A 25579-nucleotide genomic window follows, 5' to 3' on the forward strand; every position below is an offset into this window, starting at 1 on the left:
AATTGGCATCAGCAAGGTGCAAAACTTAGTAACACTCTTCTCACTGCATAACCTTGTCATTTTCGTTACACTGCGCCAACAAAAAAATAATAAATCATCATTTTGGGATTAATGGCATCAGCTTGCTGAAGTCATAGGAGTATTTATGCGCGTGTATCTTCACCTGCTGATATTGGCATTGAGCAGTTCAGCAATCTTCACCAGTTCGGCTTCAGAAATTGTCCAAAGTAAAGGTCGGTTCGACGACAAATTTCGTCAACTTGAAGAGAGCCTTCCCACACCAAATGATTATCGCAATGCTGCTGGCGAACCAGGTAAAGAATATTGGCAACAACAAGTAGATTATAAAATCAATGTCACATTAGATGAACAAAAGCGTGCTATTCAAGGTGAGCAAGTCATTACCTATCATAATAATTCTCCGTATACGCTTAAATATTTGTGGTTCCAATTAGAACAAAATCGTTTTAAATCTGACTCGATTGCTGAACGAAGCAGCGCCTTTTATGGGGTTGATGGGAGCGTTAGGGCTGAGAACACTTATGGCGATAGCGCATTTGCAAAGATCAGCCTGCAAGATCTTCGTCGCCAACAATTTTTAGCCGACAACAATTTGGGTTACCAAATTGCGGCGGTAACCGGTGCCAATAAAAAACCACTAAAATACACCATAGTTGGCGCTCAAATGCGGGTCGATTTACCGACGCCCCTAAACAGCAAGCAATCGACGCAACTGCGCATTAATTACGGCTACAATATTTTAGAAGAAGATGCCGTAGGTGCACGCTCTGGATATGAGCATTTTCCAGACGATAATCGTGAAGGTGGCAATGACATCTTCTTATTAGCGCAGTGGTTTCCGCGAGTCGCCAGTTATTCAGATTACGAAGCATGGCATAACAAAGAATTCTTAGGCAGCGGCGAGTTTACGCTCGAGTTTGGTAATTACGATGTGAGCATGACAGTACCTAGTGACCATATTGTGGCCGCTACCGGCGTGCTCCAAAACAGTAAAAGCGTGCTGTCATCTGAACAACTCAAGCGTTTAGATAGCGCAAAAAAAGCTGACAAACCTGTATTTATTGTCTCTAAAGACGAAGCTCTAGCCAATGAATCGAGTACAGCCAAAGGCACTAAAACTTGGCATTTTAAAGCCGAAAATGTGCGCGACTTTGCTTGGGCATCATCACGTAAATTTATCTGGGACGCCCAAGGCTACCAACAAAAAAACAGCCAAAACCCACATGTAATGGCGATGTCGTTTTATCCTAAAGAGGGTGGCGAACTGTGGCAGCAATATTCAACAGCGGCAGTGATTCATACACTTGAAGTCTATTCACGCTTTACCTTCGATTATCCCTACCCTGCAGCGATCAGTGTTAATGGTCCCGTTGGCGGCATGGAATACCCGATGATCAGCTTTAATGGCCCACGTACTATTTGGCATGAAGATGGCAGTCGCACATACACCTTGGCTGAAAAACAATTCTTAATCGGCGTGGTGATCCACGAAGTCGGTCATAACTATTTTCCGATGATAGTCAACTCAGACGAGCGTCAATGGACTTGGATGGATGAAGGCATAAACAGCTTTTTAGACGGCATTGCCACCCGCGAATGGGACCCTAATTTATCTTGGGGACGTGAGCCAACTGATGTTATTGAATACATGAAGTCTAATGTCCAAGTTCCGATTATGACTCAGTCAGACAGTGTGTTGCAGCTTGGTCCTAATGCCTACATTAAACCTGCTGTTGCATTAAACATTTTGCGTGAAGTGATATTAGGCCGTGAGCTATTTGATTTTGCCTTTCAAGAATACAGCCGTCGTTGGATGAATAAGCGCCCGACACCAAGCGACTTTTTCCGCACCATGGAAGAAGCCTCTGGGGTTGATTTAGATTGGTTTTTCCGTGGCTGGTTTTACACCACAGATCATGTCGATATCTCGCTAGATCGTATTTATAAACTGCGCTTAGACAGCAATAATCCTGATATTGATTTTGATCGTCGTCGCCAAGATTATAACGATAAACCTATGCCTTATTCGGTTGAACGTAATCAACAAAGTGGCCAAAAAACTTGGGTAGAACTTAATCCAGGTAATACTGATTATCATGACCAACATGATCAATTCAGCGTCACCAATAAAGATCGTAATAAGTACAACAAAAAACACGCCGAACTGGATCCGTGGGAGCAACAAGTCTTGGCGCGGGCATTGAAAGAAGATAAAAACTACTATGTGTTTAACTTCTCCAATCTTGGTGGTTTAGTGATGCCAATTCTACTCGAACTCACGTTTGAAAATGGTGATACCGAGTCATTGGTGCTGCCAGCTGAAATTTGGCGCCGCTCGCCGTTTGAAGTCAGTAAACTGATTGTGACCGACAAAGACAATGTATTAGTGTCTGCTGTGGTTGATCGTCGCGGCGAAACTGCCGATGTGGATATTGAAAATAACTATTATCCTCGTCAAATTATCCCATCACGCATTGAAGCCTTTAAAGAAGAAGAGCGTAAGGGTAATAAGTATCGCGATATCATGCATGACAATAAAGAAGCCCTGAAAGATCCTGAAATTAAAGTGAAGAAAAAGTAATGCGTCAATTGGTTCTAATATTACTGAGTGTTATTGGCTTAAGTTTATTGGCTGGCCAAGCCCATGGCCACCAGCAAAAAGAAGCCTACACCAGTATTGTGTTTAATCAGCGCAGCGGTATGCTGGAAATTCAGCATCGATTTTACTTACACGACGCTGAGCATGCTGCTCAACAAGTAATAGATAGCAATGCCGATTTGATTAGCGATCCCGTGAGTCGTGAAGCTTTTGCATATTACGCTATATCGACATTTTCGATGCAGGATCAGCAGCAACATCCGTTAACCCTGACCTATGTGGGCACTGAGTTACAGGGTAAGTATTTGTGGGTTTATCAGGAAACACCGATCACCACGAATATGGAGGGTTTTTATCTTAAGATGACGACCCTACAAGAATTGTGGTCAGAACAAACTAACCACATTAATGTTGAGCGCAATAAACACGTAACCTCAGCAAGACTGCATATTGCAGATTCTTGGCATTACATTGAAGTGGCAAAAGCCAGCGAATAAACACTGAAAGCTCGAGCCAATATCCAGCGCCCTATTGATGTTCAGTAGGGCGCTTTTTTATTTCTATCTGACCACATCATCGAGTGCATCGGCCAAGGTTGAGTAAGTAACACACTGCACGCCATCTGGCTTAAAGCCTGCTTTAGCTAAGGTTTTAAGTGGCTGAAATTGAAAATCCGCGAGCAATACTCGGGTATTGTGGTGCTTACATTTCGCAATATACTTATACAATGCAGAAACACCACCAGAATCTAAGATAGACACCCCATCGAAATACAACACCACCCCATCTTGATCAGCGCTCAAATGCGCCAACTCACCAAAGACACTGTCGGCGGCGGCAAAAAATAACGGACCATTTATTTTAAAGACTTTCCAACGCGGCGGTAATTCAACATGAATATGCTTTTTCTGCTCGCTAATGTCTTGCACCTTGGTCATATCAGCCACTTGTTTCATGAACAACAACGACGCCAAAATGATCCCCGCACTGATCGCAATCACCATGTCGAAGAAGATGGTCAATAACAAGCACACCAGCAATACCAGCACCTCGCTTGCGGGCGCTTTTTTTATAAGATGCACAATCTTAGGGGCTTCGCTCATGTTCCAAGCCACCATAATGAGTAATGCCGACATGCCCGCCATGGGGATATACGCCAAAATAGTACTCAGCGATAACAAAGACACTAATACCACCAGTGCATGGATCATCGCTGCTACCGGACTCACCGCGCCAGCTTTATAATTAGCCGCTGAACGAGCAATGGCTGCTGTAGCAGTAATACCGCCAAAAAATGGCGCGATAATGTTACCGATACCTTGGCCGAGCAATTCGCTATTAGCGCTGTGCTTTTTACCCGACATGCCGTCGAGCACCACAGCACACAGTAATGATTCAATTGCCCCCAACATGGCAATCGCAAATGCCGCAGATAATAAATCGCTAGCCAATTGCCAACTGAGTTCAATAGGTAATTCGCCCGACTGGGTCCGCAGCCAAGGCCATTGAAAATCAGGCAACATGGATGGAATACCGGCGCCAATTGAACCATCGGCGAAAGTAAAACTAAAAGTAGAACCAATCGTCGCAACAGGAAAGCCTTGCTGATTGAGCACTAGCGCCACCAGACTGGCAACCACCACAGCCGGAAGATGTGCTGGCACAGGTAACTTGAGCTTAGGCCACAAAATAAACATCACTAACGCACTTAACCCCACCACCAGTGTAGGCAATGACAATGTCGGTAATTCTTGCGTTAATACGGCAACTTTACCGACAAAATTTTCAGGCATGTCACTGATGCTTAAACCAAAAAAATCTTTAACTTGCAGCACAGCAATCACTACCGCAATACCGCCGGTAAACCCTAAGGTGACTGACTCGGGGATATATTGGATATAGCGACCCAGGCGTAACAACGCCATAGCGATGAGTATCACTCCAGACAAAATACTCGCAAGTAATAGTCCAGACAGACCATATTGATGCACTATGGGGTAAAGGATCACCACAAACGCCGCAGTAGGACCAGATACACTATAACGTGAGCCACCGGTCAGCGGGATAATAAACCCGGCAATAATGGCGGTATATAATCCGTATTGCGGTGCAACACCAATAGCAATTGCCAGTGCCATCGCCAGTGGAATGGCAATAATGCCAACCGTTAAACCAGCTAATAAATCTTTAGAGAATGCATTGGCTTTGTAGGGAGCGTCTTTTAACGACTCCCTGAGCGCATGCCCAATACGAAGAGAAAATAAATGTGTGAGGTATTTCATTGCAGCGATCCCATAACCTAGTACGGCGTCAAGATACCCCTCATTATAGGCCGATTACTTTGCAGTACAATCGAATTAAGTTAACACCTAATGATAATATAATTATAATCACATTATAACGATTGGTTTTATCTGAATTGACGTAATCACAAATGACCCGCAAAAAAGCCAGCGATGGTGTCGCTGGCTTTGGCTAGGTAGATATTCATAGTGATTGGTAGTGTAAACAATGGCTATCTTTACCCTGTAGCCTAATGTTAAAAAGCAATTTTAACGGCTAAAATCGATAGACACTTTGTGGCCGCGATTAGTATCTAGATTTTGATAATCCCAGTCATATTGCGTAATGAGTCTAGTGGTTAACTCAAGCCCTAAACCAAAACCGAGCTCTTCAAAGCTATCAGCATAAGAGTCACACTGATTAGCGATACTCACCAATGTGGACGATTGACGAATGGTTACGCTGCCCTCAATGGTGTGCTGTAAAGCATTACGGATTATGTTGGTGATAATAATTCGACAGAGAGTATCAGGCAGTTGATGAGTAGAGTCATCGGTTTCAATACTAATTTCAATATTCTTGCCGTGGATTAAATACCTTAACTCTTGCACAAGCTGACGAATAAGCTGACCCAGATTAACGTCGTTCAAGGGTAAGCTTTTACCTTCGCGCCGGGTTAACCACAATAAGGTTTCGGTGAGATCTGTCATGGTGAGCCCTGCACGTTCAATACGGTTAAGCACTTGGGCTTGCTTTTCAGCGCTACCACCTTTGCTTATCAGCTTTTGCAGTAATTCAGTATTAGTCCGAATAACCGCTATTGGGGTGCGTAACTCATGGCTGGCATAGCCTAAAAATTGTTGCTCACGATCTAAGCTTTCCTGCACAGTGCCTAAACTCGTTTTAACAATATCGGCTAAGGTATTTAATTCGCTAAAATGAAAGTCGGGTATTGGCTGAGCTAATTGCTGGCTATTTAATCCTTTTGCCCAAGTTCTTAAACGCTTCATTGGCCGCGCCACTTTTCGCATCATTAACATCAACACGATAGTAAACATCACAATACCTAAAATTGCAGTCGCTAATATCACCACAAAAAAGGGAATGCCTTTAGGAGGAGACATAGTGCCAGCTTGACTGTCAAAGGTACTGGAGACATATCGCACCTCATTGCCTTTAAGCACTTTTATAACAAAAAAGCCTTTTACAGGAGGCGTGATGGGCGAGCCGCCAATAATGTTTTTATACAAGACGTTAAACTCGCTAGGCTCAGACTTAATATTTTGTTGGATCTCTTCGGGTAGGTCTTGCCAACGTGAAGCCACCGTAAAAAAATGTGATGTTTTTGGCTGACCATCGATAACCTGTTGATCTTGTGCTTGAGCGTACATGGTAGATTGTAGGATTTGGTCCATACCAGAAATAAAATAGTGCACACTGAGCATCGATAAAATTAAAATGGTACTAGTACCAGTAAACAACATGACCAGTAGTACAAAAATTCGCAGGCTCGGGGTTAATTTCATGTAATGGCTATCCTACTGGTTATCTTTAATGGCAAAACCATGACCACTAACGGTATGCAGCAACTTGAGTTCCTGGTTGCCATCAAGGTGTTTACGTAAATTAAACATGTGTACTTTTAAACTATTACTGTCTGGTTGGTCATCTCCCCACACACTTTGCATCAGTTTTTCACGCGACACAGGGTTAGGGCTCGCTCGTATTAACACGTCTAAAATTTTAAACGCTGTCGGCGATAGCTTTAAGCCTACTCCATTGCGAAATGCCTGCTTCTGCTGCAAATCGAGGACCAAATCGGCCACGGTCAGGCGCATAGCTTGACCACTTCGGCGACGGGATAATACTCGAATGCGTACAATGAGCTCTTCCATTGCAAACGGCTTAATGAGGTAATCATCAGCACCTTTGGCAAAGCCGTCGAGCTTATCGTTAAGCGTGTCGCGCGCGGTAAGCATGAGTACTGGTACATCGATACCTTGCAGCCGCAAAGATTCACACACTTGCAAACCGTTCATTTTAGGTAAGTTCAAATCCAATATCACTGCATCATAGCGATTGAGTAAAATCAGATTCAGCCCTGCACTGCCATTGGCAGAATGGTCACAAAGAATACCTTCTAGCTCTAGGTACTCGATCACCGCCGTAGCTAAATCAAGATCGTCTTCAACCAATAACAACTGCAATTTGTCGGTGAACATCGAATATATTCCTCGGTTTACGACACCACTGAGCTTGTCGTATGGTGATTTGGGCGCAGTTTAGCCATAACGTGATTGATAAATGCTTTCGACTCACATTGAATGAGCAACAAAGATGGCGTCAAAATCAAGGTGATGACGGTAGCAAATAAAATACCATAACCCAGCGCTGCCGCAGCAGGTATTAAAAACTGTGCTTGTGACGAGGTTTCGCCTAACAAAGGTGCTAAACCAGCAAAGGTCGTCACTGAGGTAAGCAATACCGCACGAAGGCGGCTGGTACATGACTCAACAATAGCATCGTGTACCGACAAACCCTCTTCTTTAATCAACTCGTTATAGCGCGATACCAGCAATAGACTGTCGTTTACCACCACGCCACTTAAGGCCAAAATACCATTTAACGATAAAATACTAATGGTTAAGTCATTCCACCAATGGCCTAAAATGGCGCCAACAATACCAAACGGAATCGCGGTCATGATAATCACCGGTTGTATGTATGATTTTAACGGGATGGCTAGCAAGGCATAAATGGCAATTAACGCCAGTACAAACATCGACCCTATCGAGCTTGTGGTTTCAGCTTGTTGCTCAGCTTCACCGGCAAAATTGAAACTCACACCGGGGTATTGCACTGCTAACTGCGGCACTAACGTCTGCTTTAGCTGACTAACAAGCTCGTTTGAGGCAATTTTATCTTTGTCTAGTACAGCACTGATGTATACCGCCCGTTGACTGTCAATACGGGTAATGTTCGACGGTTGGTAATCATTAAAAATCTGCGCCACGTGGCTTAAAGGCACAATAGTACCGTCGCTAGTTCGAACATTGGCAAGCTTAATATCTTCGATGGTTTGACGATCTTCATCAGGGTAACGTACTCGAACTTTTACCTCATCTTTACCACGTTGAAAACGCTGTACTACACCGCCGCCAAATGACTGCAATATCTGGCTCGATAAGGTTTCGGTGTCAAATCCTAGAGCACGACCTTGCGCGGTTAATTCAAAACGATATTGCGGCTCGCCTATGTCTAAATTGTTATCGATACCACTGACGCCATCCATGGTTTCTAGCTGCGCTTTTATCGCTTGGCCAACAGCAAAGACGGAATCGGTATCGCTGGCTTTAATTTCCACTTTAAAATTATCAAGCATTTCTTGCTTCGATAATATTTTAAGCTTTTTTATGCCTTCCATTTGGCCAACAAGCTCAAGCCATTTTTGGCTAAATTCTTTGAGGCTATAAGGACTGTCTGGCGCTAACTCAACCTGAACTTGGCCCGAGTCACTGCTGCTTGCCATAACATGCAAACTGGTTAAATAGCTGTCCTTATTATGCTGTTGTTCGGCCACCAGCTGAGCATCGACTTGTTTTGCAGCAGTTTCTAAGGTCATTAAATTTTTATAGGTCTGGCCAAAACTGGCGTCATTTTGCATCGAAAAGTCAGCAACTACAGTGTCGCCAGCAATATCAGGAAAAAATGCCACTCGCACGCTGCCCGTTATCGGCATACCTGCAACCACAATAAGCAGTGCGATAAACAGCAATACCACCGCATAACGAAACCGTAATGCAAACTCAATAAGTGGCTGATAAATCACTCGACTAAACCACTGCAAACCACTATCGGCAGCATGTTGGATATGATTAAACCATGACTTTTTGGCACTTTTTTGAGTATTAATATGTGCTAAATGCGACGGTAGAATAAATTTAGATTCAACCAACGACAACATCAAACAAATGGCGACGACAGTACCAAACTGGGCATAAATCTGCCCTAAATTACCTTCAACATTAGCTAAGGCAACAAAAGCGACTACTGTGGTTAACACACCAAATATCGTTGGGGTTGCCACTTTTAAAGTACCTTTGATAGTGTTGTCGATGTTGTCGCCGTATTTTTGCCGAGTGCTATAAACACTCTCGCCCACCACCACTGCATCATCGACGACAATCCCCAGCGCCATAATAAATCCAAAAGTGGTCATTTCATTTAGGCTTAAGCCAGCAAAAGTATTGCTCATAAAAAACAAGGTGCCGAAGAACACAAACGGTAACCCTGCAGCAACCCAAAACGCCACTCGCAAGTTTAAAAATAACGCTAAAATAATGAATACCAAAGCGATACCACTCAAGGCATTTTTAACCAATAAGCTTAAGCGTTCGATAATCAGCGTGCTTTTGTCATGCCAAGTAGCAATACTGACGTTGTCGGGTAATACATTAGAACTGCGCCATTTTTCGACGACTTGCTTAGCTTGCTCGACAATATCAACAATATCGCCATTTTCGTCCATCACAATTTCAATCGCGCTTGAGTTAGCCTGGTTATAACGCGACAACACAAAGGTATCGTCGGCAAAACCGTCTTTAATAGTCGCAATATCACCTAAGGTTATCAGCGAACCTTGACTGTTGGTGATCACCGGAATCGCCATAAAATCGTCTAATTGGTAAGCTTGCTGTGATACTTTTAGCCGCACGGTTTTGTCGTCGTTATATAGGCTAGTCGAAATGGATGCTGACGATTCGGCATTCACAGCACTGGCCACAGAGGCAAACGTCAGTCCATAGGCTTGCAACTTAGCTTCATCAATTTCTATAGAAATCATCGGCTCGGCTTTGGCTTTAATCTCGAGATCGTGAATGGCTGACTGACTTAATAAATCCGATTTAAGCTGTTCGGCTAATGCCTGCAACGTCGCGCGGTCAGCATCGCCGTAGATCTCAATCCACAAGGCATGATCTTGCATGCGCATTTTATCAATAACGGGTTTTTCAGCTTCACTAGGAAAGTTATAAATCGCATCGACATTGGTTTTAATGTCAGTGAGTAAAGTGTCTAAATCATAAGCGCTGGTTTTCTCAATTATCACACTACTGCCATTGGCGTTGGATGTTGACGTTATCCGTTTTATGCCCGGCACGGTTTCTAATGCATCTTCAATTTTAATTGCTATGCCTTCTTCAGCCAGCACTGGGTCGCCACTGTCGTAAGTCACCGACACGGTCACCCTGTCGGGTTCTAAACTCGGAAAGGCCTCTTTGCGTAAGCTGCCTAAGGAGAAAAGACCCACGATTATCATAGCAATTAACAGCAAGTTAGCCGCTACTGAATTTCTAGCAAACCAGGCTATCGCCCCTGAGTGTGTAGATTGAGATCCCGACATGGCTTAAACCTCTAACTTAGCAAGCACCTTAGTGCCCACTTTAAAGCTGCTTAAAGGGCGCTTAACAATTTGGATTAAGCTCGGCCGACCTCTTTGCTCACTAACAATAGGCAATACATACACAAAACCGTCTTTTTCAAAGGCGATATTGGCAGCTGATTTAGCCAATTGACTGCTATCATTGATAAACCAAATATCACCTTGTTGTGAAATAGCCGACGACGGTAATTGCCATAAATCACTTAATGATTTGCCGTTGATTTGTGCTTTAACAAAGGTGCCCGGATACAAGTGAGTTTGTTGCGTGAGTGGATTGTCGACCACCACAATTAATGAACGTTGACGACTAGTTTGGGTTAAATGTTGTTCAACACGCTCAATATAACCTTGCCACTGGTTACGGCCATCGGCGCTGTACAAGGTGACATCCCAAGGGGTTTTAGCAAGCTGTGCATTGTCAAACTCTGGCAGGTTTTGCCACTGTAAATCTGACAATGGCACATTAATTTCAACGTCTGCAACGCTGTATAAAGTGCCCAGTTGGGTGCCGGTTTGTACATAACTTCCGGGCTGAATATCACGACTCACCACTAGCGCATCAAATGGCGCAGTAATCTTGGTATAGGCCACATCTTGCTTAGCTTTTTTAAGGGTTAACTTGGCATTTTCTAATGCGGCAGTCGCTTGGGCCAATTGTGGTGTTCTGAGCACTAACGGTGATTCAGGCTCACCAGAAAAACCTGAACGTAACCATTCTGATTTTGCTTGTTCACCTTGGCGTTGTTCCTCGAGTAAATCGAGCTCAGCCTGGGCGACATCGGTTTGCGCTTGCGTTAATGCTTGCTGATAACTGATATCATTAATTTGGCCTAATACTGTGCCTTTTTTAATTACCTGACCGGATTCAAACTGACGATGAACACTGTCAATCTTACCGCTTACTTCGGCGTTTAGCGTGAGTTCATAACGTGGTCTTGCTTCACCAAAACCGATGACTTCTGCTTGATATTGTTGTCCGTTGACAGCCACTACCCCCACTTGAGGTAATAATGAGATTGCTGCTGTATTCGCCACTGGGTTAATAGGTTGCTCTGTAGCAGATGCTTGTTGGTTAGGCGCAGGCGGTAATTGCGAGACGGTATAACCTAAGGCAGCAAAAATACTGCCCAATGATAATACGGTGACAATAACGTTTAGACGATTAAGCTTCATGTAATACCCCTAAGCCCAACGCTAGGCCTAAATCAATACGGTTTATAAGACGGTTATAAATGGTGTTAGCAAGTTGCGCTTCAACATCAAAGGTTTGCTGTTGCACGGTTAGTAAATCAAAAATGTCGACTAAGCCTTGACGATACTTTTGCTCGTAACTGACAAAACTGCGCTCGGCGCTGAGTTGCGCTTCGATTAAATGCTGTTGTTGTTTGGCGAGGGAGTATTCTTGGCCCACAGTGTTTTCCACTTCGTTAACCGCATTTAATAGGGTTTCTTGATAGACCCAATAGCGCTGCTCTGTGGTTAATTGGGCTAACTCAGCTTGTGATGATAATTTGCCACCTTGGAACAAGGGCGCAGATAATTGCCCCAGCACACTCCATAAAGGTCCGGTGAGTAATGCTTCTGTTGGCGACTGCGCCATGTCGGTCAAACTGGCTGATAAACTGATCGACGGCAGCATAGCCTTATAGGCGGCATCGGTACGTAATGCTTCGGCTTCAATATTGTAAAATGCAGTTTTAATATCAGGACGTTGACTTAGATTTTGTTGCCCTAGTGAGTTAATGGGATTCAACACAGCAGGAAATTCCGCAGTAATGGTTACCGCTAAATCGTTGCCAGTCCATTGCCCTGTAAGCAAGGTCAAATCACGCTTGCTTTGGGCAAGCTGTTGTTGATAATCGGCTAAGGTAGCTTGTGTACTGGCGACACTAGTATTGGCATTATCGAGATCTTCTAAGCTGCCTAAGCCAACACGATAACGCGCTAAAATAAGTGCTTTATTGTTGTCTAATACCGTTAAACGCTGGGTTTCAATCGCCACAAGTTGTTGCTTAAGGCTAATGTCTAACCAACTGCGCATCACGTTGGCGGCGACTAAGTCTTGCGCGCTTTGTAGACTGGCTTGCGTGCTGGCAATGTCTTTTAATGCAGCGTTGCTGCTGTCAGCAATTTTTTGCCATAAATCCAGCTCCCAACTCACGGTAATATCAGTGGTATAACTGTCATCGCTGTCTTCGGTTGAAGTGCCGCTAAAGCTGGCATCTACTGACGGCAAACGGCTAGCAGAAGTAATACCGTGTTGGGCATAGGCCATTTTCAATGCCACTACGCTTTGTTGCAAACTAGGGTTATTCTGCAAAGCAGCAGATATAAAGCTTTGCAACTCAGGCACATTAACTAAGTCAGTTAAACGCGCTATCGATTGTGTCGGCACATCTTGTGTCTTTGAGGCCAGCAGCAACTGCTCAATTAAACGCTGGCTAGTATTCGCCTCAGCCTGACTGGCTCGGTCAGCGTAATTGACATTATCGACACTGCTGCAGCCCAACAGGCTCGTCACCATCAGTGCCAGCATCGCTTTTCGTAGCGCCGGTTTTACCATCATCAACTGCATCCCCAAACCTGTGTATTACACAATAATGGCACCAGCATACTGATGGAGGGGTTAAGGCGAGGTTAAGGTGTGGGGGGGATGGAACTTGGGGATAATATTGAAAGCGGATAAATAAAACCAAACAGACAATATAAAGATTTATCTTCATTGTCATCTCTGCCAATAAAATTAACGCTGCTATCTGGTTACCTTCTATTTCATATTTTTAATCGTATTTCTACTTTCTAGCTCAATTGAATACACCTGACTATAAATTTTTTTAATTAGATCAATCAAATCACCACTACTTTGACCATCTCGTTTTTGACTAACCCATACATTAGACAAGGTAAGAATGAGTCTTTCCGCTTGGTTTAAACTACTTTTTTGAGATACTTTTATAAATAAAAGTTGGCAACTGATAATTAAACATTTAACAACCAACTCATTTTCTAGTGGACTTTCAGTATCTTGTTTTTCTTTTGTTAACCATTGAGGTTCACCCTCACTGTACACTAACGCAGCAATCAAGTTAGCCACAGTCTTTATATCTGTGGCACCATTAAACAACTGCATTATTTCATCTGAGCGTTGAAAACTTAATAATAAGCTATAACCAAGATCGGCCTTATGCCACTGCTGTACTAATGCTTGAAGAAATGCCATAGATATTAACCTATCGATAAATTGCTATTCGTTTGGGGTTAAGTTCGAATGTTTGTTCCAGATACAAAAGGTATTCTTTAGCCAAAATAGAGAACGCTTTGTAATAATCTGTTTCAGCATGGGAATAGGCTAGATCCAAACATCGGTAAGCCCAAGGAAGTAAATGCTTTTCTAACAGCTCATTAATTGTTTTTTGATAAAGTGGATTTGTTGGATCTTCAGCCGCCTTGTTTAATAAGAAAGATAATACCGCAAATATTAACCCAATATGATCTAGAGGTTCGTTGGTTCTCATGTCTATATTGATGTCATTAACTGCATAAAACTGTTTTAACGTAACGGTACTAAAGTCATTAAGTAACTGTGAAGAGCTGGTATAAGCAGACCCCCACGGTGCAGCAAAAGGTGTTCCTGGGCCGTAAAAAAGCATGCCGTAGTCTAGCTTAAGCCTAATCAACTCAGCTTCATCACCGGTCCATTGAGCAAGATAAGCTTTTAGGTGCGTTAATCCTTTAATGTTGGTATCGGTTACTAACAGCTGAGGCCAATTTTCAACAATATCTTGATCTTTAAAGGTATTGATCAAATCCAACTCAGGATAAATAGTCAGTACAGAATGCAATACATTGGCAATGGCTTGTAAATCTTGAAGCTTTTCAATGTTCATATCGTTCATATTTGCTTATAAATTTAAGTAGGATGGAAGGGTGTAATACGCTGATTACACCCTCTATTCAATAATTTATACTTCTCGAACGTTTAAGATCCGCCCCGTACTTGCACCAACAGGTTGGGCCTTCTTTGACGCTTTAACAATTAAGTTAGGCGAGGTAATCGATTCAGAAGGAAGTGGCGCAAAGTGACCATCACCGTTACCGTATTTAGCTCGTAGGTTTTCCATCGTATCAAAGTCCAACGCTCGTAAAGGGCATGACTCTACACAAATCGGTTTCTTACCTTCTGCTAATCTATCGAAACAACCGTCACACTTGGTCATGACTTTGCGTTCAATATCAATCTGCGGCGCATCATATGGGCAAGCTCTTGAACAGCTTTCACAGCCAATACATAACGACTCTTGAACCAGTACCAGTCCGTCTTCTTTTCTTTTATGCATAGCGCCAGTCGGACAAGCTTTGACACACACAGGTTCATTACAATGGTTACAACCAACAGAGGCATAATAAGCAAATACATTTTGATTATAACTTTCGTCGCCATTTTGATCCCATGAACCACCACCGTATTCATAAACCCGACGCCATAACATACCAGGCATTGCCGATACGCCTTGATTAGTGACATCATCCTTACTGCGTGTTTTGCCAACCATTCGATCTTTACAGGCTATATGGCAGGTTTTACAGCCAGTGCATTTGCTGCTATCGAAATAAAATCCTAATTGAGTTTCTTGTGTCATTTTAATTTACCCCTATCAAGCCTTGACTACCTGAACACGATTGGTGTGCTGTGGATTTCCCTTTGATACTGGAGAAGGATGATATTTTGTCAGTGTATTAATACAGCCTCCAATATCCACAACATGGCCAGATGGACCCACTTTGCCACTCGCATCTGGTTTATACCAAGCACCTTGCCCTAAAGAGCACACACCAGGAGTAACTCTAGGAGTGAGTTTTACAGGCAGTTCAATTGTTCCTCTACCGTTATAAACATGAACCATATCGCCATCAGCTAATCCACGAGAAGAGGCATCTTTCGGGTTCATCCAAACTGCATCTTCTACGGCTTCCCGTAACCATGGGACATTATGGTAACTTGAGTGAGTTCGACCTTTAGTGTGGTAACCACATAACTGTAATGGGTAGCCAGCATCGATAGTGTCTTGATCTTGATAGCCGTCCCAAGTCACCACATATTGCGGTAATGGAGTAATTTGGTCTCCAGTAGGCAAAGACCAAGTGGCCGCTTTACGTGCAAGTGATAATGAGAAAATCTCAAATTTTCCAGAAATTGTCGGTCTAGGGTTCGCTATTGGATCTTGAATATAAGACTCAAATGCAACCACTGATGAAGACATGTATTTACGGAAAACCCCAATTTTCTGTGCCTCCTCATAGGTATCGGGCATATCAACATCGGCATTCATCGCCTTGGTTTGTTGATAAAGCTTTTCACACCATTGTTGGCCGTTAAGCCCTTCGGTGTATTCAGCTCCATAACCCATAGCATTCGCAATCCCAGCACAAATTTCATACATAGATTGTGATTCGCCTAGTGGCTTCAATGAGGTGCTCATGAAGGTTGCATACGCCATTTGACCCGATGCATATGAATCGTTGGCATAATCGACTGATTCTAACCATGTACTGTCTGGCAATAAGTAATCGGCAAACTTAGCAGAAGGTGTCATCCAACAATCACTGACAATAATCAGTTCACACATACTGTCATCTTGGAGGATTTGCGCGGTGCCATTACTGTCTGAATGTTGATTGACTAAAGCATTACCGGCACAGTTAATAATTGCCTTAATGTTGGTGCCCAATGTAGCAGGATTATTATCGACTCGTTCTTGACTGCCGCTAGAAGTGAAACGAACACCATCAGTAGTTCCACTGAACTCTTCACCACGAACAACGGCATCTGACCATGTGAAAACAGGGATAGTAACCTCTACAGGGTTACTACCAGTAGGCATACCCGAAACACCAAAACTATAACTTGACGGCATGGCACCGCTATTTACACCCGCACGGCCTATTTTTCCGGTCATAATGGCTAGGGTATACACGGCGCGAGTCGCTTGATCGCCATTTGCATGACGACTAATACCCGCACCAGCAGAAATATATGGCGCTTCAGCGGCCATAATAGCAGTAGCTAGTTGTTCTATTTTATTCGCTGGAACGCCACAGACTACGGCAGCCCAAGCTGGCGTTTTCGCACCTTCTTGCTCAAATATGCCTTGGCCCATAATATAATCATGGTAGTTTTGTGCTGGGTCGATAAATTCAGCGTGTGAAGCAATAAACGGATCAGCATTTAGCGTAACAGACGCCTTAGTGTTCACTAACGATGCTTCGTCATAACCCACTGCATATTTGTCTAAAAATGGTTTGGCATGTTGATCAACCCAACCACTATTTATCATTTGATAAATAACCGCTTCAATTAATGCGGCGTCAGTACCAGGACGAATAGCAAGCCACTCATCTTCATTACCCCGCATTGAATCTGTGTATCTGGGTTCAACCATCCACACTTTAATATTCTTTTTATTACTTTCTAAAGATTTAACAAAGTCATAGCCTTCGCCACTACCACTCATGCGTATCTCATTTGGATTAAAACCAAACCCAATAAATAAATCTGAGTTAACGATTTCGCTTAACGAACTACCACCAATGCTATCCCATTGATCGCCATAAGTGGCCATACACGCTGGATACACACCGGCCCATGAATAATCCCAATGGTGGTCTAGAAAACCGCCATTTAAATTCAATAGGCGACCCCAAGTAGCGGTATTCGATGAGAAACCATAATAAGCACCTGTACCGTAATGCATGTAAATTGATTCAGGGCCGTAGTTATCTTTAATAGCTTGTAATTTCGTGCCTATTTCTGAATAAGCTTGTTCCCAACTGATAGGGACAAATTTTGCCTCACCTCTTTTGCCGACTCGTTTCATTGGAGAACGTAGTCGATCAGTTGCATAGGTTCTTTGACGAAGTGAGCGTCCACGAGGACATGCTCGAGCTTGATGGTTTACACCATATTCATCAGTTGTTTCATGGTCAGTTTCAATTCGGGTGATAACACCATCTTTACTGAATACTTTAATAGGGCAATTTGAACCGCAATTGACTAAGCATGCAGACCAGTTAAGCTGTTCAAGCGAACTTTCAGGTACTTCTGGCGGTACTACATTGATTTCTTTCGCACTATCTTCACACCCAGTGATAGTTGCTGCAGCGCCAATTGCTGCACTCATTTTTAAGAAATTTCTACGTTCCATTTCTATATCCTCGCGTAGTATTTACGATACGTTTAATGCAATTTGTAGCTAAATGACAACATCACTTGGTGTGCGTTATAGTCATGGTTTATATCTTGAAGTGTTATTAGTCCGGGTATACTTACAATCCCAGTAGATGCAGCATCAGTATCGTAATAGCGTTCGTATCGATAGCTGAGTTTGAGTGCCATTTGTGAGTTTAATGCATAATCAGCATAGACACTGGCACTGTGGTTATAACTGTAATAGTCACCGTATGGTTGACTATCATCAACAATCACATTGGTATTACTGGTTGAATTAGCAAATAGATAATCCATACCTATAATTAATTTATCTTGCATTAAGCCACTATAATTAAGCCCTGCACCAATATTAATAAACTCATCTTCTATATCTGAGTACCAATATGAATTGCCAACTTGACTACCGGCTTGCGATGAGTTAATCCATTGCTGCCCAATAAATCCATAAGTATCAATATACTGATTAATATGAAAACTGACATTGACATCATAACCATAATCTTCTGAATCTAATAAACCGACATCCGTATCTTTATATTCATCCTTGGCATATCGAGAGGTAATATCGACATTAATCCAATCATTAGGTGTATGCGTTAACTTTAATTCATAGGCATTACGGGTTCGATCTGCCAAATAATACTTTCTTAACACTGCATTATCTTCTGAGGCTGTTAATATATCTGACTCATATTTAGAACCATCTCTACTAGCATACTCAGACTTTACATTAATATTAAACATTTCAAACTTACGGATATTTAATTTCGCCCATAAGGTGTCATCTTGAGTTGTTTCACGTTCACTATAATTGCGAGTGATGTCTTTACTGTCATAACCTGCCTGTAAACGATAACCACTGGCAATTCGATAGCTCGCATTTATGCCATAATTTTTACGTTCGTAATCTAAAGGGGTATTTTGTCTAAATGCACCCGTTAAACTATTAAAGTTATATTGAGCAAACTCTGCAGTCGAACTCTGATTATCTCGCTTGTTATAATCGATGTTGCCACCTAAGCGAAGTCGATTATTCATCATTGATGTCACTGCAAAACGGCCATCAGTGGTATTAACCTGACCGTCCCAGCTTTGCAGTGGATTACCACTCATTTGAATTAAGTTTTCATCTTGGATCATGCGACCCATTGCAACTCGTCCACTCATCACGGTCTGATCAAAGCGGTAATTGCCAGAAAGTGATATTTGATGCGCTTGGCTGTCTGGAGAGGCGGCATAAACATCGTTTAAATAAGGCAGACTTAAGTCGCTTATTTTATTATTGTAAATGCTTCCTGAATAACTCAATTCGCTCATCCAATTATCGCCATTAAGACCTATCCCAGCATCCCATTGAGAAGTCGTCGCGTTCACCGGCAAGCCAATATTGATAGGGCTAGGCGTCACGATACTGCTTGAGCTGTGACCAGTTTTCTCTTCTTGGCTGTAACTGACAAAGCTATTGTAAGCATCTTGGCTAAATACCACGCCAATGCCTAATTTCTCTCGTTCTAGCGCTAAGTTAAACGTATTAACATCAGTACTTGGAGTCAGCATTCCATCGTTATGCCACAACTGACTATTTACATCATCAGCTTTAATCGTTTTGATTGCAGCGTAATCTAATACCACCTCATATAAGCCTGAATCCCCAATTTGTAAACTAGCAAAGCTATTATCGAAACCCAATTGGTGAGCAGTTATTTGGGCTTGATAGCCAGATTTGTTCAGGAACAAAATATCACTGCTTAACGAACCAATAGCGCCATCTTCTGAAGTGCCTAATGCGTTACCGGCATGCATATCATCAATGTCGTTATAGCCAAAAGCCACATCGATCTTACCGCTATAATCTGTATTCTCGCCACAACGGTTACATTCATAATTACTGGTTTTTACATGACTAGTATTAGCATTACTCACCCCAAAATTCGCTGCGAAACTGTGTCCAGATACCGCCACTAATATCGATACAGTAATAAGATTGATTTTAAATGACATAATCTTGCTCTCCATTAGCGTTGCAGCAAGCTGCCTGAGGGATGATTTGAACCATGTATTTGACTGTGGCAATTCAAACAACTTTTACCGCCGCCAAAAGCATCAATACCTGACTCAGCGACTACTCGACTAGCGTGTCCATCATTGGCATGACATTGCTGACACAATTGCGGAGCGCGTTGCTTAACGAGAGATTCATTGACACTGCCATGAGGGTTATGACAAGTGACACAATTTTCTGTTACTGGTGCATGTTCCCATAAGAAAGGCCCACGTTTTTCAGCATGACAGCTATAACAAGTATCATTAACTGTGGGGTTAACTAACGCATTTTCACTCATTGAACCATGAGCTGAGTGGCAATCAACACATGTCATGCTGTTCCACTTTAACGGGTGTGAAGAGCGCTTATTCATGTCGCCTTTTTGGCTGGTATGGCAGCTAACACAAGTGTCATTAACTGTGAGCTTATCCATAACAGGATCTTTGGCTGCATGGATTTTGTGACAATCTACACAGGCAACTTCTTCAAGATTATGGGTACTGTTGTGCCAGCTCATCTGCTGTGCATCGTTATGACACCCTTCACAAACACTGTTTTGAGAACTTACCGGCAACTTACTTTTTGCACCAAAAGCAATCATCGGCTCCTTACCACCTCGATTATGATTGCCTTGTGGACCATGACATGCTTCACATTGCAAGCCTGCCATCGGAGATGCGTCTGAAATGACTTTGCCGTGCGTACCCTTAAATAAGTCCATCACCTGTTCATTTTTCTTATGACACATAAGGCAAGAATCTGCCCCTTTAGGAGAATAATTTCCGTCAGTAAATTTTTGTTGCAGTGTAGTGTCTAATTGTTCTGCGGTTAAATCGTCCCACGGTAATGCAAGAGCACTTTGCATTACTAAGAGTCCACAACCAATGAGCATGGCAAGTTGATAGAGAGATCTCATTGTTAAATACCTCCTTAAATCTGAATTTTTTACTTTCATGTCACTACCTGTGAAATAATTACTTTTTAACGTCAGTTACTATGTTTGTTCTAGAAAATATAATCGAAAGCTTATTTGTTGTTATCAAGGTTTAAACCAAACAACACTAACTGGCTGGCCCCTACTTAACATTCCGTTATCATCTGCGAACTTCTTGAGCTAATTTAATCAAACCATCCGCCTAAATACCTACATATAGGTATAAACAATCGTAAGTAACATGTGATTGACTTAACAGAAAATAAAACTAATTTAAATTACCAACATTCATCACAACTTAAAAAAAGATGTGAGAAATATCGCATAATATAAATATGCATAGAATTGAAACTAGTTAATTTATATTTCGGTTTATACTGTCAGATATTCGATTAGTAAATCATGTAATGAAAATTAAACGTTAAGGTATGTTGGTATGGCTCTAGTTATGTCTTTAAGTTCTGAAATGAAAGGGAAATCTACTATATTCTTTCCAGATGCAGTTAAACCCGACATAATGAGTTTTATTAAAGAAAATGGCGAGAAAAAAACCTTAAGTAAAGGTGAGCTAATACCTAAAAGTATTTTGCTTAATAATTTTATTTATTTAAACACCGGACTATTATTTTATATAAAAAGAACAAACAACTATACCAAACCTAAATTTGTTAATGTCATCATCCCGAATAGACTAACTGATTATCATTTACTATTAGAAAACAATTGTACTTGTTGTAAAAGTATTAAAGTAGCTCGAGATAGTGAGATAATAGTTGTCGATAAATCTTTGATTAAAAACTTAATAAAGAATGACATTGAGCTCTTTACACGTTTTATGTTTGATGCCAACTATTTTACCGAAAGACAAACCGCATTGGCTATTTTCTTATTAACATCGTCACCTGAAGATAAACTCATTAAGTTTCTATTCGATATTTTGGTCGCTTTTAAGACAGAGTTTTCATCAATGTGGCTTACTATTGATATTAAACTAACACGAGAAGAGATTGCTGACATACTGCATATTAGCGTCATAAAGCTAGACTTGATGCTGGGGAGCCTAAAGAAAAAAGGCATGCTAGCCAAAGAAAAAGGAATGTTTAGTATTAATACAGCATTATTTAATGAACTTTCTCCTTGTCCTTTAGGTAGAGAAGACGCCCAAGGATGCAAATCGAATAACATGCTAAAATTTAAAACAAAGAATATGATTGAAATCAATAATCAATAGCGAGACGCTAGAATTCAGTGATTCGAAACGTCGAGTGCAGCGTTAACACAAAAGTTTCGACTAGAAACACATTAACAAGACCTGCACTCAGTCGCCGCTATATATTAACTAAACTACATAATGTTCAGCTTTAATGTCCCTTCAACCGCCTGCTTAATGCACTTTGACTAATACCCAGTATTTGCGCTGCTGCGGTTTGGTTATTGGCAGTGCGGCTCATGGCTTCGTCCATTAATGCTTGGTTCATCTGCGCTATGGTGGGCAGTTGTTTGGGAAAAATAATGCGATCTTGCGGCGCTGCCGTTAATGACTTGTGTTCATTAATCGCTTCCATAAAAGCAGAGGTATTAAGCGCTATGCCATCACTTCTGCTCACAGCATCAAAAACCATGCCTTTGAGTTCATGAAGGTTACCAGGAAAATCATAACTGGCGAGCTTGGGCGCTAAATCGGGAGGCTGAATAGGCGCAGGTAGATTCATTTCAGCGGCAGCAAGAGCGATGAAATGATTGATTAACATAGCAATGTCTAACTGCCGTTCTGCTAACGGTGGTAATTTAATTTTATGAGCCCGTAAGCGGTAGAGTAAATCGCTTCTAAGCTCACCTGCTTGGTGTAGTTTGAGTAAGTCATCTTGAGTCGATACCACAAACTTACATTTAACCGGATAAGCGGTGTCGCTGCCTAAAGGGTAATATTGTTTAGTTTCTAACAGCGCTAATAGCTTAACTTGTGCATCCAGAGGCAACGCGCCTATTTCATTCAAATACAGCACCCCACTTCCTACTTGATGCAATAGGCCTGCAACCGCTTCAAGCTCGCCATTATGGTGATGATACAGCTGGCCATTCATTTTTTGCTCAAAGGACTCGCTACTAATACCGGCAAGATTAATGCTAATAAAAGGTTCATTCGGGTTATAAAGCGCATGGCAAGATTTGGCGAACTCGCTTTTGCCAGTGCCGCTTTCACCATAAATTAGCAAGGGTTCAGGGCTACAAGATACGGCTTCAAGATAACGAAATTGATCTAATAACTGTGGCTCGCAAGTTAAAATATTATTGAACGCTTGCGGGTTATCTAAAGTACGACTTAAGAATTTTTCTTTGATATACAGGTAGTTTCTTTCAAGCCCAACCACTTCTAGCGCTCGGCGTACCGTACGCGCGAGATTATCGACATTGTCTGTTTTGATGAAGTAGTCATAAGCGCCATTTTTAATACAGCGCACTGCAGTATCAACCTCATTCACCCCAGTCACAATAATCACCCTGGTATTGGGAAAGTCACTGCGGATCATCGCTAATAGCTCTTCGCCAGAGTGAAATGGCATAGTAAGATCGACCAGTACTAGCGCATAATCACCCACTTGTAAGCGGCTGTGTACTTGACGGCTGTCTAGACAAGTATCTATGTCAGCCTCAGGAACGAGACGGTTAAGGGTTATCGCGAGTGTGCGTAACCAGGCGGCTTCGTCGTCGATTAACAGAATATTTCTGGCCAGTTTCATGTGTGTTGTTCCAATGCAAAAATCAGACTAATTTGCGCGCCTTTACCTAAACTCGACTGCATCTGCATTTCGCCTTGATGCTCTTTAATTATTTTGCTGCATACCGATAAACCCAAACCACTACCGCCTTCGTTGCGACGGGTGGTAAAAAAGGGCTCGGTAATACGTTTGAGCGTGGCGCTACTCATGCCGCAACCGTTATCGATAATGCTCAATATTGCCGTATTGCCAGCAATGCGAGTTTCTATAATAATCTCGCCATGTTGTTCAGTGCAGGCATGACAAGCATTTTGAATAAGGTTGATTAATACCTGATGTAACTGTTGCGCATCGCCCTTAATTATAGGGCTAGGTTGACATAACCTCATGCTGATCTGATGGACCTTGGTTTGATTAGCGGTAAGACGCTGGGCAACTTGAACCACGTCATTTAGGCATACTCGAGCATATTGATCGGCAATATGCGGCATGGCATAACGTTTTAAGTCATTAACAATTCGGCTGATACGTTTGGCGCCCTCTTCAATAGAGCCGCAACTGTACTGAAGCTCTTCGATGGCTACATTTGGGGGTAATCCTGCAATAAGCCAAAAAGGATTTTGTTGCTGATAGTGCCTTGCTGCTGGGGTTAAGTCTTTTAAGGCCGCGGTAAATAATGATACCGCATGCACAATCAGGCCGGTTGGATTATTGATTTCATGAGCAATTCCCGCAGACAACTCCCCTAGTGACGCTAAGCGGCTAACTTCTTCATTTGCTTGCCTCAATCTATGCTGCTCAGTGGTTTCCTCAAGTAGAATCACCACTTGTTTTTCTGCAATAGGATGGATTTGTAATTGCCAAAACTGCTGTTGATAGCGCATTTCTGCAATCAAGGGGGTTTGGCTAGAGAGTACCTCGAGCACCGCCGTTTTAAGAACAAATGCATGGTTGTCGATATAGTAAAATGCTGCTGAATCTAACAAATGAATATTGTTATCGTTACTCCATAAATGCTGCAAGTCTTGGTTTACTATGGTTACGCCATTGGGGATGCCATCGAGAACAGATTGGAACTGTTTAGATAATTCAGATATCTCAGCTTCAATGCGCCTGCGCTGAATGAGTTCGGCATCAAGGGCTTTAGTATGACGGCGTAAACTAGCGCTTATCAATCCGGTGAAAATCATCCCGATAGCAGAAATAATCGCCACTAAAATGGCTAGAGCAAACATGCGCTTTTCAGAAGAGGTTAAATCCACTTTTTCACGCCCGGTACCAAACCATTTATTAACCAGTCGGTCGTATTCGCCTGATAATTTTAACTGCCTAAGCGCTTCATTAATTTGATACATGAGTTCAGTTTTCGACTCATTAGCGACAAAATTAAACGCGCCATAAATGAGGGCATCACTCGAACTGCGCACCGATGGATACAACGGAAGTAAACGCCGCGCAACAAAGCTTTCAGCAATCACCACGTCGACTTGATTTTTAATCAGTAATTGAAAACCGGTTTCATACAAATCAACATCCACGCGGTCGAAATTTTGCAAATGGTCAGATAAAAAAACATCAACAAAAGCGCCTTTTTTAATGGCCACCCGCTTACCAATTAAATCTGCCCAACTGTTAATTAACCCCTTACCCTGCAAAGTATAAGCTTTAGCGTGGGTGGCATAGATAGGATCAGATTGAGCTAACTTGCGATCCATGTTCACCGGGCTCACCACCACAATCACGTCAATATCACTGTTAGGGTTATACACATCTTGAACTAATTGCTGAAAACTCTTACGCCGCACAAGAATGCGCTTGTTAGTAAGCTGACCAATTCTATCCATCAACTCAATGTTAAATCCTTGATCCACTCCGTTATTACGCCACTCTAATGGCGCTGTTTTTGAATGCACACCTAGCACAATGCTGTCTTGCGCGAATGCAGGAAAAGTGAGGGTAATAAGTAATAGTAATAGGATCTTCATACTGCGATGTTAACTATTTCGCTCATTTGAAACTGTGCCGCATTCCGCGAATTAGTAAATCATTATGTACCTTTTACCTAAATATTAATTCGATGTGATCTAGCGCCACATAAGCTATGCAAAAGTGCATACACGCCCTTATAGCTATGCATCTTTGCATAGCACCTTTTCATGCTTGTGATTGAGTTGTCATTTCTGTCACTGCTGGTGTTTATCTTATTGCTGGTTTTAGTGGCATGGATAAAGATTAAGGTAAGCAGAAGTAACCGCTGAACAACTTAACACCTAATTTTAGACCGAACTTTTAAAGTGAAGTGATCTCACT

At 42.2% G+C, this 25579-nt stretch carries 17 protein-coding genes; 3 read left to right on the top strand and 14 right to left on the bottom strand.

Translation table 11 applies throughout. From position 1 onward, the window contains the following. Positions 1-145: 145 nt before the first annotated feature. Both H5123_RS02000 and H5123_RS02005 read left to right on the top strand, forming a co-directional pair. Positions 146-2602: a M1 family metallopeptidase gene (locus H5123_RS02000; RefSeq protein ID WP_182696853.1), complete on the top strand. Its 2457-nt coding sequence runs from the start codon at positions 146-148 to the stop codon at positions 2600-2602. Next, on the top strand, positions 2602-3117 hold the full coding sequence (locus H5123_RS02005) for a DUF6702 family protein (RefSeq protein ID WP_124015259.1): 516 nt from the start codon (positions 2602-2604) through the stop codon (positions 3115-3117). Before H5123_RS02000 ends, H5123_RS02005 begins: the two co-directional genes overlap by 1 nt. Before the next feature lie 63 nt (positions 3118-3180). On the opposite strand, the gene dauA is transcribed toward H5123_RS02005, so the two are convergent. The 12 genes from dauA to H5123_RS02065 form a co-directional block, all read right to left on the bottom strand. Further along, the gene (gene dauA, locus H5123_RS02010) at positions 3181-4902 is read right to left on the bottom strand and encodes a C4-dicarboxylic acid transporter DauA (RefSeq protein ID WP_124015260.1); all 1722 of its coding nucleotides are present in this window, start codon (positions 4900-4902) and stop codon (positions 3181-3183) included. Between the two features lie 270 nt (positions 4903-5172). Further along, on the bottom strand, positions 5173-6429 hold the full coding sequence (locus tag H5123_RS02015) for a HAMP domain-containing sensor histidine kinase (protein ID WP_182696854.1): 1257 nt from the start codon (positions 6427-6429) through the stop codon (positions 5173-5175). A 12-nt stretch (positions 6430-6441) separates the two neighbouring features. Continuing rightward, on the bottom strand, positions 6442-7125 hold the full coding sequence (locus tag H5123_RS02020; protein ID WP_123883122.1) for a response regulator transcription factor: 684 nt from the start codon (positions 7123-7125) through the stop codon (positions 6442-6444). Between the two features lie 17 nt (positions 7126-7142). Further along, positions 7143-10304, bottom strand: coding sequence for an efflux RND transporter permease subunit (locus H5123_RS02025; protein ID WP_182696855.1), 3162 nt, complete (start codon positions 10302-10304; stop codon positions 7143-7145). A gap of 3 nt (positions 10305-10307) precedes the next feature. Next, the gene (locus tag H5123_RS02030; protein WP_182696856.1) at positions 10308-11516 is read right to left on the bottom strand and encodes an efflux RND transporter periplasmic adaptor subunit; all 1209 of its coding nucleotides are present in this window, start codon (positions 11514-11516) and stop codon (positions 10308-10310) included. After that, positions 11506-12909: a TolC family protein gene (locus H5123_RS02035; protein WP_182696857.1), complete on the bottom strand. Its 1404-nt coding sequence runs from the start codon at positions 12907-12909 to the stop codon at positions 11506-11508. Before H5123_RS02035 ends, H5123_RS02030 begins: the two co-directional genes overlap by 11 nt. Before the next feature lie 201 nt (positions 12910-13110). Then, on the bottom strand, positions 13111-13563 hold the full coding sequence (locus tag H5123_RS02040) for a hypothetical protein (protein ID WP_182696858.1): 453 nt from the start codon (positions 13561-13563) through the stop codon (positions 13111-13113). Between the two features lie 10 nt (positions 13564-13573). Beyond that, positions 13574-14230 (bottom strand): molecular chaperone, encoded by a 657-nt coding sequence (locus H5123_RS02045; RefSeq protein ID WP_259395568.1) that lies wholly within the window; start codon positions 14228-14230, stop codon positions 13574-13576. Between the two features lie 75 nt (positions 14231-14305). Then, positions 14306-14983 carry a DMSO/selenate family reductase complex B subunit gene (locus H5123_RS02050; protein WP_162024027.1) on the bottom strand — a complete coding sequence of 226 codons (678 nt, stop codon included), beginning with the start codon at positions 14981-14983 and terminating at the stop codon, positions 14306-14308. Between the two features lie 15 nt (positions 14984-14998). Continuing rightward, positions 14999-17545, bottom strand: a complete 2547-nt coding sequence (locus tag H5123_RS02055; protein ID WP_182696860.1) for a DMSO/selenate family reductase complex A subunit — start codon at positions 17543-17545, stop codon at positions 14999-15001. A 32-nt stretch (positions 17546-17577) separates the two neighbouring features. Then, positions 17578-19572: an MtrB/PioB family decaheme-associated outer membrane protein gene (locus H5123_RS02060; RefSeq protein WP_182696861.1), complete on the bottom strand. Its 1995-nt coding sequence runs from the start codon at positions 19570-19572 to the stop codon at positions 17578-17580. A 14-nt stretch (positions 19573-19586) separates the two neighbouring features. Continuing rightward, positions 19587-20531, bottom strand: a complete 945-nt coding sequence (locus tag H5123_RS02065; protein WP_182696862.1) for a DmsE family decaheme c-type cytochrome — start codon at positions 20529-20531, stop codon at positions 19587-19589. Positions 20532-20985: 454 nt separating this feature from the next. Between H5123_RS02065 and H5123_RS02070 the strand changes: the two genes are divergently transcribed. Further along, a complete protein-coding gene (locus tag H5123_RS02070) occupies positions 20986-21780 on the top strand; it encodes a Crp/Fnr family transcriptional regulator (RefSeq protein ID WP_182696863.1) in 795 nt (264 codons plus the stop codon). A 130-nt stretch (positions 21781-21910) separates the two neighbouring features. On the opposite strand, the gene H5123_RS02075 is transcribed toward H5123_RS02070, so the two are convergent. Beyond that, a complete protein-coding gene (locus tag H5123_RS02075; RefSeq protein WP_182696864.1) occupies positions 21911-23290 on the bottom strand; it encodes a sigma-54 dependent transcriptional regulator in 1380 nt (459 codons plus the stop codon). After that, a complete protein-coding gene (locus tag H5123_RS02080) occupies positions 23287-25254 on the bottom strand; it encodes an ATP-binding protein (protein ID WP_182696865.1) in 1968 nt (655 codons plus the stop codon). The genes H5123_RS02075 and H5123_RS02080 overlap by 4 nt, the downstream gene beginning before the upstream one ends. Positions 25255-25579 lie beyond the last annotated feature (325 nt).

Source organism: Shewanella sp. SR43-4 (genome assembly GCF_014163845.1).
Taxonomy (GTDB): Bacteria; Pseudomonadota; Gammaproteobacteria; order Enterobacterales; family Shewanellaceae; genus Shewanella; species Shewanella vesiculosa.